Consider the following 16,589-nt stretch of genomic DNA (forward strand, 5'->3'; position numbering starts at 1 on the left):
GACACATCCATTCAAAAAGCGACAAACCTATACAGAAACGGACATCGGTAGACAAAAAGCGACATTATATGCTTGGATTTCAGCAAAAAAGACAAGTTTTTCTTAAATTTATGCAAATAAAAGCCATAAAAATCTTTAGTAAAAAAGAAAATAAGCGCTTGCAAAACATGTAATCATGCCTTTAAGAAAACAAACTTTCCTATTATTAATTTGTCTGTTAATGTTTTGTATCGTTGGTGCTCAAAATCAGAAAGTAGTGGATAGTTTGGAAACGATCATTCAGTCAAAAGCTTCCGAAGAAATACGGCTAAAAGCGTATTTAGATATTGCCAAAACGTTAAATTCCAACGATTCAGAATTGCTAGAAAAGTATATCAATGATGGAATAGTGTTATCTCAAAAAGTAAAAAATGAGAAAGCGAGATTGCTATTAACATCATACAAAGGAGATATTTTAATATCTAAAAGTCCTGCTAATGCGGAAAAAGCCAGAGTTATTTATAAAGAAGTACTAGCAATTAGTCAACAACAGAAATTGGATGAAGTAAGCATCAAAATGTATATTAAAATTGCTTTTAGCTACTATCTAGAACGCAATTTTAATGCTGCTATTGCAAACTATTTAGAAGGACACAAAATGTATGAGCGTTTTTCTAATAAAAACTCAATAGATTTTCCGTATAAGCTATTAGCGGGATTGTATTGGCAACAGAAAAATTTCAAGCAAGCACATTTTTTTACGGAAAAACGGATGGAAGACAATACGTCCAATGATCCATTAATTACTGCTGACTGCTATGTTATGAAAGGCATTATCTATGCTGACAATGGGAATAAGGAAAAAGGATTGGAATATTTTAAAAAGAGTGTTGTAGTATTTAAGGAATTGGGAATAAAACAACCGCAAGCACGTATTTTATTCAACATAGGAACAGCTTATTTTCAATCCAGTAATTTCAATGCAGCTCTCGATAATTATCACAGCAGTCGTAAACTTTATGAAGAATTAAAAGATACAGTAAAAGTAATTGAAAATAAGAGCTTTATTGGGTTGGCGCATTTAAATTTACAACAAGAAGATTCTGCTTTTTATTATATAGATCAAGTGTTTGATTATTATAAAGAAAAGGGAAAAGTGAATGCGCTTATTTTTGAATATCAAAAAGTTGGCGAGTGGTATTTTTTACAAGGAAAATTGACCAAAACGCTTCAGTTGTATTATGATGCTTTAAAAAGTGCAGAAGAACTTAAAAATAAAGCACAAGTCGCCAATATGTATCGTTTGATTGGGAATGTACACAAATCACAAGATAATTTTGAACAGGCAATAAACTATCATGAACAAGCGCTGGAAAATTACGGTGTATTAAAAGATTCTTCAAATGTGGCGAAAACGAAAAATGATATTAGTGAGCTTTTTATAAAAACAAATCAATACCAAAAAGCACTTTCGTACAGTACAAAAGCATTGCAGCAATTTCAGTCTTTTCAAGATAGTTGTCAAATCCGCGAAAGTCAGTTGATTATAGGAAAAGCCTATCTCGGGCTACAAAAACTAGATTCTGCCACAAATTATTTAAACAAAGTACTACCTAAATCTTCTATATGCAATCTTCCAGAGTTGATCACAGAAGCCTATATAGCGCTTGGGCAAGTGTATATTAGCCAAAATCAAGAAAGTACAGCGGTGACCAATTTTGAAAAAGCATTGACAAGTGCCAATGCTACTAATGATAGACAGGGAATCAAAGAGGCAACCAAATATTTATATCCTATTTATCAAAGAAAAGGAAATTATCAAAAAGCGTTTGAAACACTCGAATTGTATCAAGCAAGTAAAGATTCTTTATTTGATGCAGATAATACGCGTACACTCATTCAAAAAGAATTGGAATATGAGTATGAAAAACAAAAGCAAGAAGAAGTGTTTTTACAACAGCAAAATGAACTAAAACAACAGCAAGTTGTTGAACGACAACGCTGGATCATTTATATTGTCATTTTGATGAGTTTGGCGCTCATTGCCATTGTATTTTCGCTATACAGAAATTCTGCTAATAAAAAGAAAGCAAACGAACTTTTAAATCAACAAAATCTTGAAATTGCAAAGCAAAAAGCAGCACTTGAAGAGCTAGATGTCTCTAAATCGCGCTTGTATGCAAATATATCGCATGAATTACGAACACCCTTAACACTCATAAGCAGTCCTATACAATACATGCTTTCCAATGAGAAAAATCAATTTGATGCAAATCAAATACAACAGCTAGAATTGGTAAAGCGAAATACAAAGCAACTCAAAGGTTTGGTAGACGATATTTTAGCACTTTCCAAACTAGAATCTAATAAATTAGAATTGTATGAAGAAACGTTAGATATCAACGCTTTTGTATCACGTTCGGTGAGTAATTACCATTCACTCGCGAAACATTTGGGAATTACCTATGAATTTAAGTCTGAAATTCCAGAAGAAACGTATGTTTTATTAGACAGAGAAAAAGTCGAGAAAATTATAAATAACCTCATTTCAAACGCCATGAAGCATACACCATCTAGCGGTTATGTTACATTTTTGGCTGCTGTTGATAACGACATATTGCATATACAAGTAACTGATTCTGGTTTCGGAATCCCAGAAGAGGATTTGCCACATATTTTTGATCGTTTTTTCCAAAGTAAAAATGCTGATAACACGCTTCAAGGTGGAACAGGGATTGGTTTGGCATTGGTAAAAGAATTAGTGCAATTGATGAATGGAAAAATTACAGTTTCTAGCGAAGTAGGAAAGGGAAGTATCTTTTCTTTATATCTGCCTTTTAAGGAAATAGGATCCTCAAAAGTTGAAGAAACAGCTGCATTTTTTGCTGAAGAAGTAGAAGATCTCCCAGATACGAACGAGCACTTTACAAAAAATACACAACAATACAATTTGCTCATCGTGGAAGATCATCCAGACATGCAACGATTTATTCAACAATTACTCAACCCGAAATACAATGTATATACCGCAAATAATGGAAAACAGGCATTAGAAGTTTTAAAGAAAACAACAATTGATCTCATTGTGTCTGATGTCATGATGCCAGAAATGGACGGACAAGCATTATTAAAAGCATTGAAAAATCATGAGTCGTATTATGCAATTCCTGTGATTATGTTGACTGCTTTAAGTAATGATGATTCTAAATTGGAAGCACTCATGTTGGGTGTTGATGATTATTTAAGCAAACCATTTTCTCCAGAAGAATTGATGGCGCGTGTGCATAATTTGTTGGAAAGATATACTGTGCGACAAATGGTAGCTAAAGAAATAGAAGCTGCGATACAAAGTGAAACTTCAGAACATCAATTTGAAACCACTACTGTAAAACAAACAGATGCTGAATGGTTAAAGGAAGTAGAAAAAAGCATTCAAAAAGAATTAGAAAACATAGATTTTAACATCGGATCGTTGGCAGATCAATTTTTCCTAAGCTCACGACAATTTCAACGAAAAATAAAAAAAATTACTGGGCTGACACCTAAAAAATTTCAACAAGAAGTAGCACTACAAGAAGCTAGAAAACTTTTGGAAAACCAAACATATAAAAATGTAAAAGCGATAGCTTTTACAATAGGAATGAGCAATGTATGGCGATTTTCACAATTGTATGAACATCGATTTGGTAAAAAACCTAGCGAGTACTTTACTTAAAAAATATCTAACAATCAATGCTTACACGCGCACTTCTTCAACAGTTGTCAATTTCGGAATGATCACATTCCAATTGTAAATATCTTTAATCTTCACGCGAAACGCATCTAAAGAAGAAGGTTCACCGTGAATTAAGTACACTTTTTCAGGAATATTTTTAATAGTTGAAATCCATTGTAATAATCCAGCTTGGTCTGCATGTGCCGACAAACTTTCAATGCTTTTGATGGTGGCTTTTACAGGATAATACTTTCCAAAAAAACGGACTTCATGTACGCCATCTTTCAAGGCTCTTCCACGCGTTCCTTCAGCTTGATAGCCAATTAATAAAACGGTTGTAGATGGTTCGTCGATGAGTTGTTGCAAATACGTTAATACTCTTCCACCTGTAACCATTCCGCTACCAGCAACTACAATTTTAGAGCGTGGATCGTCAATAGTTTCCCAGGTTTCTCGGTACGATTCCACAATATTCATGTGATTGCACATGGCGTGATATTCTTCCACAGAAAGCTTGTGCCATTTCGGAAACCGTCTAAAAACTTCCAACACATTGGTGCCCATCGGACTGTCAATAAAAATAGGAATGTTGGGGATTTTATTTTTTTGATACAATTTCCACAGAATGTACATAAGCATCTGCAAACGCTCTACCGCAAAACTTGGAATGATAAGGTTTCCCTTGTTGCGAATGGTTTCATTAATAAGATCCGCAAGAATTTCTTCTATATCTTCTTCAGGATGCAATTTGTCGCCATACGTACTTTCGATAAATAAAAAATCTGCCCATTCTGGTGTTTTCGGATCGTCTAGTAAATAATCGTTGCGTCGTCCAATATCACCTGAAAACACAAAACGCTTTCCCTCAATATCCAATTCAATAAAAGTAGAACCAATAATATGTCCGTTGTATTGAAAACGACAACTGATATGCTCGGACAATTTAATCCACGTATCTTCCATTTCTACCTGAAAGCGCTCAATGGTTGCTTCGGCATCTTTTTTTGTATAAAAAGGCAATGCAGGATTGTGTTTAGAATAGTTTTCTTTATTGGCTTTTTCGGCTTCTTCTTCGTGAATTTTGGCACTGTCTTTCAAAATAATTTCTGCAATAGCCAACGTTGGCGCCGTTCCTAATATTTTTCCTGTAAATCCTTGCTTTACTAAGCGCGGTAAATAGCCAACATGATCCAAGTGTCCATGCGTGAGCAATACCATATCAATGGATGGAACATCCACAGGTAAATCGCACCAATTGAGTTCTCGGAGTTCTTTGAGTCCTTGAAACATGCCACAATCGACCAAAATGTGCTTTTCTGAGGTTTCCAACAAAAATTTAGAACCTGTAACGACACCAGCAGCACCTAAAAAGTTGATTTTGACAAATTTGCTCATGAGGATTCATTTTTAAGATTGCATAACAGTGAAATTTCACGGAGAATTTTTTCTTGACGTGTTTCAGAAATGTCTAAATGATCTAGAAAAAATTTATCGTTCAACAATTCCCGGCAAAGGACAATATCTCTACTCAATAAAAACTGCTTTTCTCGTTGTGTCAACAAGGTAGAAACGGTGATTGGATACAATCCCAAACGGTCAATTCGGTCTTTCAATCCTTCATTTTCTGGATAATCCCAACTTAACAAATGCAAACCAACACAATTTCCGTAGGTCAATGCATCTTTGGTAAATCGTGTGTTGGTTACTACCCAACCTTTGGTGAGTTGTGTTTTCTTATCCTTGTTGGCGTTCCAATGCGCTTTTACATCTTCATAACGCGCCTGAATGTACAGCGGCACTTTTACATTGCAGGTAATTCCTTGTTCGCCGTGAAACTTACATTCGATCACGGTAGTTTCTCCATTTATATCTGCTACAACATCAATTTCGTGCGACACACAGTTGCCTTGCATGGTTTTGCCAACTTCTGTGGTATAGCCAGAATAGTTCAAAATAGCACTTACAAAACGTTCAAACGGAAACCCTGTCGGACCTAATTCGTAAATGGCTTTTTTAAGTTTATACTTGGACGCGAAGTAACTTTTTTTTCGTTTTAAAAGTGCAAATGCTCTGTTGTAGATTTCCTTGGTAGAAATTCCTTGATACAATTCGTCGCGGACTTTATTCAAAATCTGTTTCACCAAGGTTTCGTCGGCACCTGTTCTTTTTAAAGAAGCACGCAACTTGTTCAATGAAAATTTGGCTTTTTCACCAGATGCTTTTATAATTTTAAAGTCTTCGTTGTCCATAAATGTATTTTTAGAATTCTAGTCACGCGGTACATTTTGCAGCGCTAAAAAAGGAATGTCTATATGCAAGCTCATTTTTTGAATGGTAGATCGTACCAACATTGCTTCCAAAAAAGAACGTCTGTTATTGACCATAACGAGCATATCAACGTTGTTTTCTTTGATGTAGGTGTAAATAGCGTTGTCAATATTGGTATCGTTATGTGTTTCAAAAACAAGTTCATTTTTACACAATTCTGTTTTCAAAAAAGTTTTATTGTCTTCCTGTCTTTTAGATAATTTGCCACTTTGTGAAACGTACAACATGGTAATAGCAGCGCATTGGTTGGATGCTAGTTCACACAACAATTTGAGTTCTCTTCTGCGATACGGGATCATATAATTTGTAGGAAATACAATCTGTTTTGGATCTTTATAGCTGTATTTTTCAGGAATTGCCAGCACAGGTGCATCTACGTATTTTAAAATTTTTAGCGTATTGCTTCCAAAAGCTAAAGCTTTGTCATTGGTATGTCCGCGCGTTCCCATGACAATGATATCAATACTTTCTTCAATGACAATTTTATCAGTTTCATCAACCAAAATGTTGTTAGCGGAAACCAACTTATATTTGTGTCTTGGATTGGGTGAAATTTGATAAATAGCATCTAAAACTGTTTCCAATTGCTGTTGTGATTTCATTTGTACGAGTTCCGTCACTTTTTCTAAACCTTCTTTTTGAAGCAATGACTGATCTTGATGAATTTCATCTTGATATGCATGTAAAATAAAAAATTCACTTTTGTCATATTTGAACAATTCCAAAGCATATTTCAATGCGTTCATGGCATTTTCAGAAAAATCGGTTGGGATTAATATCTTTCTCATGATGTTGCTTATTTAATTAAAAATAGGATGACAAAACAGTTCTACAGGAATGAAGAAATGCCTTTATGGAGCGATTTCTTACAGATATGGTTTGAGCGTTTTTTTGCGCTTTTCCAGTTGCTTCTCTAAATCTTTAATAGTGTTTTTTACAGCAACTTCGTAATTTTCTTCATTAGAAGACGCAAAAATTCGTGGTCCAACCATACTTACTTCCATTTCACAAATATTTCCTTTGCCTTTTGGATCTTTTTCGCTCTTAAAAAATACATCGGTATGGATTATCATATCATACTTTTTTGCAAGTCTGTTCAACTTTTCAGTTGTATACGCTTCCATAGCTTCACTAGTGTCCATGTGGATAAATTGAATATTTATTTTCATAGTTCTGGGTTTTATATTTGTAAAAATTTATAATCTTTAATGAGACAAATCTACTTGGAATTTGTTTCAAAAAATATGATTTAGATCATGTTTAAAAAGTCGAACACGTATACGTATAACTGATTTTTATCATTGAAAAGCAGCTATAATCAACTTACATTTGATGTAAATACATCAACTATGGACGTAACATCACAAACCGCAGTCGTTTTTTATCAGCACCTTGGAAAACTTTTTTATGCCATGGCGTTGGCAGATAAAAAAATAAAAAAAGAAGAATTTCAAGCGATGAAAAAAGAAATTGCTTTATTGAGTTTGAGTGAAAATTATACAATTACGGATGCCGAAATTGATATTGAACATCATATTACGTCTACTTTTAAAATACTGTATTTTGAGAAAGCGACTTCCCAAGCGTGTTTCGATGATTTTGTCACATTTAAACGTAAATACGAATCGCTTTTTACGCCCTCTATAAAAAAAGCCATTCTAAAAATAGCGGGGAAAATTTTGGCAAGTTTTTCAAACGTCAACAAATCTGAATTGATGCTACTTGCAAAATTGAGTATTGAATTTAAAAAAAATGTGGACTAATTCATCGTATTCATGACAACTTCCACAACACAAAAACATACCTATATAGAAATCTTTGGCAAAAAAACAGAACTGTACTTTGCCATTCTCTGCGGTTTCTTTTTATTGACTGGTTTTTTGATCGAAAGATTGATCGAAATACCAGAAGTTATTTATAAAACAGCATATCTAATTTCGTATCTATTTGGCGGTTATTTTGTAACTATTGAAGCTGTTAAAAAAATAGGCAAAGGCGGATTTGACATAGATTTTTTAATGATTGCTGCGGCGCTCGGCGCGATGTACATTGGCAGTTGGGCAGAAGGTGCATTGCTATTGTTTTTATTCAGTTTAGGACATGCGTTGGAACATTATGCCATGCACAAAGCGAAAAAATCAATTGAAGCTTTGGGGAATTTATCGCCAACCACAGCTTTGGTGAAACGTAATGGAACTTTACACGAAATTCCTGTGGGCGAATTGAAAATTAAAGATGTCATCATTATCAAACCCAATACGAAAATTTCAGCAGATGGTGTCGTGATTACAGGAACCACGAGTGTCAATCAAGCGCCAATTACAGGCGAAAGTATTCCAGTAGACAAAACTGAAATTCTTAACACAAAGCGTTTGCCAAAGTTTAGTGCAATTGACAAGAAACACACGGTTTTCGCAGGAACGATCAATGGCGATCATAGTATTGAAGTATTGGTGTTGAAACTCAGTAAAGATTCTACTGTAGCACGATTGATCAAGATGGTGTCCGAAGTAGAAACGCAAAAATCTCCCACACAACGTCTAACCAAAAAGTTTGAAAAATGGTATGTTCCCATTGTATTAATCGTGGTGTTTTTATTGTGTTTCAGTTATGTTGTAATTGACGAAACTTTTGAAGAAAGTCTCTACAGAGCCATTACCGTATTAGTAGCAGCAAGTCCGTGTGCATTGGCAATTTCCACGCCAAGTGCCGTATTAAGCGGAATTGCGAGAGCTGCGCAAAAAGGTGTATTGATCAAAGGAGGAAAAGCCTTAGAAGATTTAGGTGCAATTAAAGCAATTGCATTTGACAAAACAGGCACACTTACCGAAGGAAAACCCACACTGAAAAATACCATTCCACTCAATAATTTTGACGAATTAACTTTTGTGCAATTGGTTTTGGAAGTAGAAAGTTTAAGCAATCATCCACTTGCCAAAGCGATCGCAAAAGATCTCAAACAACATTACCAAATTGAAGTCACCGATAAAGCTTCCAACGTGAAAGCCATTCAAGGAAAAGGCATTACTGCTACGTATGAAAACGATAAAGTATGTATCGGAAATGTGGCGTTGATGGAAAGTGAAGCCATTCAAATAACGACTTCCGTGATTGAAACGATGGAAAATCTCCTGCAAAAGGGAGAAACGGTCATGTTAGTCGCCTATCAACAAAAAATTATCGGATTGATTAGCGTGATGGATGTTCCGAGAAAAACTGCCAAAAGTACGATGAAACGCTTGCAAGAAGTGGGTATCAAATTCATGATTATGCTCACAGGCGATCATCAAAATGTTGGTGATGCCATTGCACAACAAATTGGATTGTCGGAAGCACGAGGAAATCTATTGCCCGAAGCAAAAGTTGTCGAAATTAAAAAACTACTCAAAAATCATAAAAAAGTTGCCATGGTTGGCGATGGCGTCAATGATGCACCTGCCATGGCATTAAGTACCGTAAGTGTTGCCATGGGCGCGGCAGGAAGCGATGTGGCTCTAGAAGTTGCAGATGTCGCCTTAATGTCTGACAAAATTGAAAATCTCCCATTTGTGTTCGGACTCAGTACCGCTTCTAAAAAAATTATCAAACAAAATATCTGGATCAGTTTGGGAATGGTGTTATTCTTAGTGCCGATTACCATTTTAGGACTCACTAATATTGGCGTAGCGGTATTGCTTCATGAAGGATCAACCATTGTGGTAGTATTGAATGCCTTGCGATTGTTGCGGTATGAAATGGAGTAATAATTAGCCAATAAAACTAGTGTAGCTGATCAAAATCATATTTTTATGATGTGTTTATAACTACCTTAGTACATAACCTAAACACACTGTCATGATTAAGATACTCAACCAAACGGAACGTTCTAAAATTTTAGAAGACAATTACATTGGTCACTTGGCGTATATTTATCAAAATCGTCCATTTATTGCACCGATTACGTATTATTTTGACAAAGAACGAAATATCATTATTGGGTATTCTGCGGAAGGTCATAAAATCAAAGCCATGCGAAAAATCAATGCAGTAGCGATGGAAGTTGCTGAAATTGACTCTGTAAATAATTGGAATACGATTGTAGTACATGGAATTTTTGATGAACTCGAAGGAAGTACGGCCAAAGCGTATTTGCACGATTTTTCATTAGGTGTGAAAGATTTAATCATGCGAAAAGAACAACGCAAATTGGACTATATCAATGAATTTTCAAGCAAACTTTATAAGGACGATTTTCCTGTGATCTTTTTGATCCGAATTGACGAAATTACGGGAAGATTGCGAAGAAGCTAATTCAACATTTTTAACTTAATAGTTATGTTGTATTCTCACACAAAATTTGTTTCAATACTAATTGCTTTTTTCGTAGTGATATTATTGCAAGTTATCATCATCCTATTTTGGAAACAAGCCAAGTATTGGACAATTGCCAATTTATTTTTGTTGTTGATTGTTGTTTTTTGGTATGGAGCATATAGTTTCATGAACATGGCGCGAGAAGAATCTGCAGGAATTTTTCATTTTGAAGAAAATCAAAGCACAGCAATTGTTACAGAAGAACGTATTTCGCAATTTCCACTGATTGTGCAACAATGGTTGCGAAACTCACAAGTTATTGGTACATCGCAAACCTATGCCGTTCGTTTGCAACAAAAAGGCGAAATGCGTACCAAACCCGATGCCGATTTTATGCCTTTTGAAGCAGCACAATATTTTAATTGTGTGAATGCTTCTTTTGTGTGGACAACGAAAGTGCGTATGTTTCCAAAAGTATATTTGTTTGGACGGGATAAATTGGTCAACGCAAAAGGAGCAATGTTGATCAAACTCGGCGCACTTATTTCTGTAGTGGACGAACGTGAAAGTTACGAAATTACTTCGGGTGCAATGCTTCGGTATTTGGCTGAAATTTGTTGGTTTCCGTCCGCAGCACTGTATGATCATATTCAGTGGAAATCCATCAGTGACACTTCTGCGGAAGCGACTTTAACTATAAATAACATATCCGTTTCAGGTGTTTTCAATTTTTCTGAAAAAGGGGAAATACTTTCTTTTACTGCAGATCGTTTTTACGGCGATGCCAAACCGCCAACACTTGAAAAATGGTGTATCGAAATGCTGTCGTACAAAGAAGTGAACAACATTATTATTCCCGATAAGGCAAAAGTCATTTGGAAACTACCAGAAGATGATTTTCATTGGTTAACGCTCGAAATTGTGGAGATTGAGTATAATGTGCCTGTGTTATATGAGTGATTTGATTTGATGCTAAATTGTCATAAATTTATAAATTAACTTTGGCAACATTTCCTTTTATTTCACTTTCTAAAGCTGGATAACAGGTACTGAATTTCCACTTCTTTTTGGAACTTCCCATCTTTGTCATCTTAATGAAGAAACCATCGCAGACGTGTTCTCCTCCAGACTGATCATCTGCACATCCAACGCTCAACGGAATATGACATCGAACGAAATATGCACCTTTTTTTAATTTATTTTCACTAAGGTGACCATAAAATCGTTGGATTAGTTCGTCTCTAACGCTATTGTTTTTCCATCGTCCATTGTATGTATTTCCTTTTTGTACCGCTCTAGCTACTGAAGCTCCTGCACTTGTAGCGTGTGCAGACAATGCGTGCCCAGTTCTCGTAAATGCTGATTGCGAACTACTTTGCTCTTTTTCTTCTTCAGAGTCACTGCTTGTTTCCTGAGTTCTACCAAAACGTCTATCTACACTACTGTAACGTTGTCTATTTCTTCGAGCTTCTATATCTTGAGGACTATTTCGTTCTCTAGATCGACCACGCTCCAGTTGAACTACTTGCGCTCTTTGATTTTCGATTTCTTTGATTTTTCTTTGTGCAATCGCTTCAGAACGGTTATCCAAAAGTTCAAAACCAGTTGCTTTGTCTCGTTTTTCTTCAACGTTGTTTGCAACAGATTGATGTGTGCGTTTGTGTTTTTTATCAGCGTGAATATTCATGTCTTTTCTAGTATTGGTAGCAGCAATAGTATCGTTGTAACTACGTATTACAATATAATGATGAAGTTTGTATTATTAATTTGACTTCACTTAAAGATATACTTTTCCTACTAAAAATCAAAGTTCACAGTGATTTTTCAATTATTCTTCGCTTTCTTAGCAGCTTTTCGTTCTTGTCGTTCTAATTTTTTAAAATAGCCTCTAAAGAGGAAATGATGTTTTAAGGCTTCCATATTTTCGTTGAATTTTTCCGTGCCTTCGTTGATGTTTTGTAAGGTTGATTGTAAACTTTGTACCGCAGTTGCATCTTGTGTAATGTAGTGATACGCACCTTTGCTATTGTTTAAGTCATCAACTACGGTGTTCATTTGATCGACCATTTTTTCAATAGAAACACTTGAGTTTTCTAGGTTTTGTACAATGTCTTTTACTTTCTGACCAGAAATGGTATCGTTCATCAATACGCCTAACACAGTGTTGTCGTTGGTTTGTAAGTTTTTTAAAATGCCTTCCAATTCTGAAATGGATCGGGAAGCGCCGTTACTCGCAATTTTCAGATTTTTGATAGATTGTTGTAAATCTTTTGCCATGATTGTATCATTCAGTAAAATCCCTAATGTTCCTTTTCCTTCGATTAAGGAATTCGTAATTTTAAGCAAATCGGCGGTTAGCAACGCTGCATTTTCGTTGGTCACACTTAGTGTACTCAAAATATCATCTGTACCAATTTTGCTGTACGAAGCAATGACATCGCCGTCTTCAACGCTTTCCATACTTTCTTTTCCTGGTACAATATTGATGATCATATTTCCAACCAAACCATCTGAGCCAATTGTCGCAATTGCATCTTTTTTTAGGTGTGAAATGATCTTTTCTTCAATATTCATCGTAACGGAAATGGTAGAATCATTGACCATGGTAATATTTTTTACCGTTCCAATATTGATGCCCGAATAGCGCACATTGTTTCCTTTTTGCAACCCATTTACATTTTGAAAATTAGCACTGATGGTAAATGTTTTGTGAAACATATCTCTTCGTTGCCCAATGAAGTATACGCCTGCTGTAAAGAGCATCGTTCCAATGATGACAAAGAGTCCTAAACGTATTTTCTGTGTTTTTGTTTTTTTCATCTGTTTTGGTATTTCAGTCAGAAATTATTTGAAAAATGCTTTAATGTTAGGATCTTCTGAAGTAGATAATGCTTCAAACGTACCTACAATATAATCAACACCATCAATCAGTAACAACATTTGATCGGCGGTAACACGGGCACAATCAATATCATGCGTGATAATTAGTGATGAAGTTCCATATTTTTGTTGAATTTCCTGCATCAGGAGAATGATTTCTTTTGCAGTAATCGGATCCAAACCACTTGTCGGTTCGTCATAGAGAATGATTTTTGGCTTTAAAATAAGCGTTCGCGCCAAAGCAACACGCTTTTTCATTCCACCCGATAATTCCGCAGGCATCAAGTCTTCCGTATTTGCCAATCCCACATTTTCCAGTGCTTCTGCCACAAGTTTATCAATATCTGTATTTGATTTTTTTTCTTTGGAGATTCTACGCAGTGGAAATTCCAAATTCTCCCGAACCGTCATAGAATCGTACAACGCGCTTCCTTGAAATAGAAAACCAATATCGGCACGTAAAATGTCTAAATCTTCCTGACTCAATTTTGTAATATCATGATCCATCACGGAAATAGAACCACTGTCAGCTTCCAACAAACCGACCAAACATTTGATCATGACCGATTTTCCAGAACCCGATTTTCCCATGATGACCAAGTTTTCTCCTTGATGCAATTGCATATTGAAACCTTTCAACACATGATTGTCGCCAAAACTCTTGCGTAAGTCTTTTACCTGAAGGACAATTTCTTGGGACGCTATGTTTTTTTTACCTTTCATAAATCGTAAAAAATATCCGTTACAAATACCGCGATAAAGTCAATAATAAACAACAATAACGATGTAAAAACCACCGCAGAATTTGCTGCTTTTCCAACGCCAGCCGTTCCTTTTTTACAATAATAACCTTTAAAACAGCCTACAATTCCGATTGCCATTCCGAAGAAAAACGATTTTACTGTTGCCGGAATGATATCGCCAAATTCCAACGCATTGAACACTTGACTAAAATACAGCGTGAATGATACATCGCCTTTGACATTTTCCACTAAAAACGAACCAAATAAGGCAACTGCATCACTAAAAAACACCAACAGCGGCAACATGAACGTAATCGCTAATACGCGCGTTACGACTAAATATTTAAACGGATTCGTTCCTGAAACTTCCATGGCATCAATTTGTTCGGTAACACGCATGGAACCTAATTCCGCACCAATTCCTGAACCTATTTTTCCTGCGCAGACCAATGCTGTGATGATGGGACCAATTTCTCTCACAATGGAAATTCCGACCATAGAAGGCATCCAAGAAACGGCTCCAAATTCTAATAATGTTGGACGTGTTTGAATGGTGAGTACAAGTCCGATGATAAATCCTGTAATGGCAACCAACAACAACGAACGATTTCCCATGTTGTAACATTGGCGCATAAATTCTTTAAATTCAAAAGGGCGTTTGAACGATTCTCTAAAAAAACGTCCTGTAAAATAGGAGAGTTCGCCAATTTCCATGAGAAACGAACGGAATCTTTTTTGTATGTGTTGAAGTTGCAGCATCCTATTTCAAATATAGGAGAACAGAATGCCGTATGAAATGATAAAAATCATGTCTTTTCAGTAAGAAGGTTCTGTTGAAGAAAACCATAATTAATTACCGTCTTTCGACAAATTTCGAAACTGACTCGGAGACATCATTTTCATTTTTTTAAAGGTTCTATTGAAGTGACTTAAACTATCAAAACCACAATGAAATGCAATGTTTTGTACAGGCAATGACGTACTTTTCAGAAGATGACACGCACGCTCAATTCTCGTTTTGTTCAAGAATGTGACAAAAGAATGTCCTGAATGTTTTTTAAACCATCTACAAAACGATTGTGGCACCATGTGTGTAAGTGCTGCCATCTGTTTTACGGTTAATTTTTGGTCTATATTTTCTAAAATATAATTGGTGGTTTTGGCAATTTTACTTTGTGAAGTAGTACTGTAAAAGCGATTCAAGTAATGTTTAGAAGCTAAGGTTTTTTTATGTTCATCTTGAAGTAAGGTGTTTAGAATCTCAATCAATCCGCTCAATTGCTGAATGGGCGATTTGTTTTCAAGCGAAACAATCATATTAATCAACGCAGTTTTTGGTTGATAAAAATGAAATCCGTCTTTCGCATGTTCAAAAAAAGAAATAAATGTATTACATTCAGGAAAACTGGCAAAAAGTTGTTTGTCAAACTGAAATACATATGCTTCTTGCAATATATCATGCGTTTCTTCAACACTCACCCAATGATGCGGTAAATTTTCACCAATCAACACCAAATCCATAGCAGCAAACGGTTGAATGGCATCGCCCACAAATCGTGTTCCACTTCCTTTAGTAATCAAGGTCAATTCCATTTCTGGATGATAATGCCAAAAAGGAGTAAATGCAGGTGTTTCTAGCTTAAAAAAGCGAAATGATTTTTGAGAATCTTCTAGTGGTATAACTTCTAAAGTTGGTTTCAAATTACTAATGTTAACATTAAATTCAATTAAAATTACATATAAATGTTTAAATACGCATAGTTTTAGTTAATTTTCAAGAAAGACTTTCAAATTTCTCAAGCTACTTTTGTGTGGAATAAAAATTAAAAACTATGATCACAACTGATATTTTGAATGAAGCTTACACACTTTCAAAAGAGAGCATTGCATTTTATCAAAAAAATAGATTTATAAAGTTGAAAAATGTGTTAGATCGTGAAACCTTGGCGCATTTCAACACCGTCATTAGCCAAATAGTAGCCGAATTGAACGATGAAGAAACACCTTTGCAAGAACGCACTACATATGGAAAAGCATTTTTGCAATTGTTCAATTTATGGTTGCAAGATGAAAAAATTAAAAACCTGATTTTAAGTAAACGGTTGGCAAAAATTGCAGCTGATTTGATGCAAGTAAAAGGTGTACGTTTGTATCACGATCAAGCGTTATTCAAAGAAGCTGGTGGCGGTATTACACCTTGGCATGCCGATCAGCATTATTGGCCATTGACAACCGATAAAACTATTACCGCGTGGATTCCACTGCAAGCAACACCTTTGGAAATGGGACCATTAGAGTTTAGTGCAGGAAGTCACGAAATTATGGAAGGACGCGAATTATCCATTAGCGATGACAGTGAATCTCAAATTTCACAACGATTAAAAGTCACCGATTATCAACATGTCATAGCACCTTTTGATGCTGGCGAAATCAGTTTTCACTCAGGTTGGGTTTTCCACAGAGCAGGTGCCAACACCACTGATGAAACACGAAAGGTGATGACCATTATTTATATGGATAAAAATATGACGCTCAAAAAACCGACCAATAGTGGACAAAAATCTGATTGGGAAAAATGGTGCAAAGGAGCCGAAATAGGAAAAATTATCAATACATCACTAAATCCTGTTGTGTATGAATCTGATTGTTGA

15 protein-coding genes are annotated in these 16,589 nt (G+C 35.5%); 6 read left to right on the forward strand and 9 right to left on the reverse strand.

Going from position 1 to position 16,589, the window contains the following annotated elements; all coding sequences use genetic code 11:
- Positions 1 to 175 precede the first annotated feature (175 nt).
- Complete coding sequence (locus tag KORDIASMS9_RS14515) at positions 176 to 3,694, forward strand: tetratricopeptide repeat protein (RefSeq protein ID WP_114903535.1); 3,519 nt, start codon at positions 176 to 178, stop codon at positions 3,692 to 3,694.
- Positions 3,695 to 3,715: 21 nt separating this feature from the next.
- Here the strand turns inward: KORDIASMS9_RS14515 and KORDIASMS9_RS14520 are convergent, their stop codons facing one another.
- From KORDIASMS9_RS14520 to hpf, 4 genes are all read right to left on the reverse strand, one after another.
- On the reverse strand, positions 3,716 to 5,089 hold the full coding sequence (locus KORDIASMS9_RS14520; protein WP_114903536.1) for an MBL fold metallo-hydrolase RNA specificity domain-containing protein: 1,374 nt from the start codon (positions 5,087 to 5,089) through the stop codon (positions 3,716 to 3,718).
- On the reverse strand, positions 5,086 to 5,943 hold the full coding sequence (locus KORDIASMS9_RS14525; RefSeq protein WP_114903537.1) for an ATP cone domain-containing protein: 858 nt from the start codon (positions 5,941 to 5,943) through the stop codon (positions 5,086 to 5,088). Before KORDIASMS9_RS14525 ends, KORDIASMS9_RS14520 begins: the two co-directional genes overlap by 4 nt.
- Positions 5,944 to 5,961: 18 nt before the next feature.
- Positions 5,962 to 6,810: a universal stress protein gene (locus KORDIASMS9_RS14530; protein WP_114903538.1), complete on the reverse strand. Its 849-nt coding sequence runs from the start codon at positions 6,808 to 6,810 to the stop codon at positions 5,962 to 5,964.
- Between the two features lie 78 nt (positions 6,811 to 6,888).
- Positions 6,889 to 7,191 carry a ribosome hibernation-promoting factor, HPF/YfiA family gene (hpf, locus tag KORDIASMS9_RS14535; protein ID WP_114903539.1) on the reverse strand — a complete coding sequence of 101 codons (303 nt, stop codon included), beginning with the start codon at positions 7,189 to 7,191 and terminating at the stop codon, positions 6,889 to 6,891.
- Positions 7,192 to 7,371: 180 nt separating this feature from the next.
- Here hpf and KORDIASMS9_RS14540 point away from each other — a divergent pair, with 180 nt between their 5' ends.
- From KORDIASMS9_RS14540 to KORDIASMS9_RS14555, 4 genes are all read left to right on the forward strand, one after another.
- Positions 7,372 to 7,785: a hypothetical protein gene (locus KORDIASMS9_RS14540; RefSeq protein ID WP_162819974.1), complete on the forward strand. Its 414-nt coding sequence runs from the start codon at positions 7,372 to 7,374 to the stop codon at positions 7,783 to 7,785.
- Positions 7,786 to 7,797: 12 nt separating this feature from the next.
- Positions 7,798 to 9,765, forward strand: a complete 1,968-nt coding sequence (locus KORDIASMS9_RS14545) for a heavy metal translocating P-type ATPase (RefSeq protein WP_114903541.1) — start codon at positions 7,798 to 7,800, stop codon at positions 9,763 to 9,765.
- Positions 9,766 to 9,856: 91 nt separating this feature from the next.
- Positions 9,857 to 10,312, forward strand: coding sequence for a pyridoxamine 5'-phosphate oxidase family protein (locus tag KORDIASMS9_RS14550; protein ID WP_114903542.1), 456 nt, complete (start codon positions 9,857 to 9,859; stop codon positions 10,310 to 10,312).
- Between the two features lie 75 nt (positions 10,313 to 10,387).
- Entirely contained in the window at positions 10,388 to 11,275 is an 888-nt protein-coding gene (locus tag KORDIASMS9_RS14555; RefSeq protein WP_205317995.1) for a DUF6544 family protein, read from the forward strand.
- Positions 11,276 to 11,303: 28 nt separating this feature from the next.
- On the opposite strand, the gene KORDIASMS9_RS14560 is transcribed toward KORDIASMS9_RS14555, so the two are convergent.
- From KORDIASMS9_RS14560 to KORDIASMS9_RS14580, 5 genes are all read right to left on the reverse strand, one after another.
- Complete coding sequence (locus tag KORDIASMS9_RS14560) at positions 11,304 to 12,002, reverse strand: hypothetical protein (protein ID WP_114903544.1); 699 nt, start codon at positions 12,000 to 12,002, stop codon at positions 11,304 to 11,306.
- A 137-nt stretch (positions 12,003 to 12,139) separates the two neighbouring features.
- A complete protein-coding gene (locus KORDIASMS9_RS14565; protein ID WP_114903545.1) occupies positions 12,140 to 13,135 on the reverse strand; it encodes an MlaD family protein in 996 nt (331 codons plus the stop codon).
- A 24-nt stretch (positions 13,136 to 13,159) separates the two neighbouring features.
- The gene (locus tag KORDIASMS9_RS14570; RefSeq protein ID WP_114903546.1) at positions 13,160 to 13,918 is read right to left on the reverse strand and encodes an ABC transporter ATP-binding protein; all 759 of its coding nucleotides are present in this window, start codon (positions 13,916 to 13,918) and stop codon (positions 13,160 to 13,162) included.
- Positions 13,915 to 14,697: an ABC transporter permease gene (locus tag KORDIASMS9_RS14575; RefSeq protein WP_114903547.1), complete on the reverse strand. Its 783-nt coding sequence runs from the start codon at positions 14,695 to 14,697 to the stop codon at positions 13,915 to 13,917. Before KORDIASMS9_RS14575 ends, KORDIASMS9_RS14570 begins: the two co-directional genes overlap by 4 nt.
- A 90-nt stretch (positions 14,698 to 14,787) precedes the next feature.
- Positions 14,788 to 15,639 (reverse strand): AraC family transcriptional regulator, encoded by an 852-nt coding sequence (locus KORDIASMS9_RS14580; RefSeq protein WP_114903548.1) that lies wholly within the window; start codon positions 15,637 to 15,639, stop codon positions 14,788 to 14,790.
- Between the two features lie 131 nt (positions 15,640 to 15,770).
- Here KORDIASMS9_RS14580 and KORDIASMS9_RS14585 point away from each other — a divergent pair, with 131 nt between their 5' ends.
- Positions 15,771 to 16,589, forward strand: coding sequence for a phytanoyl-CoA dioxygenase family protein (locus KORDIASMS9_RS14585; RefSeq protein ID WP_114903549.1), 819 nt, complete (start codon positions 15,771 to 15,773; stop codon positions 16,587 to 16,589).

The sequence above is a fragment of the Kordia sp. SMS9 genome (assembly GCF_003352465.1).
Taxonomy (GTDB): domain Bacteria; phylum Bacteroidota; class Bacteroidia; order Flavobacteriales; family Flavobacteriaceae; genus Kordia.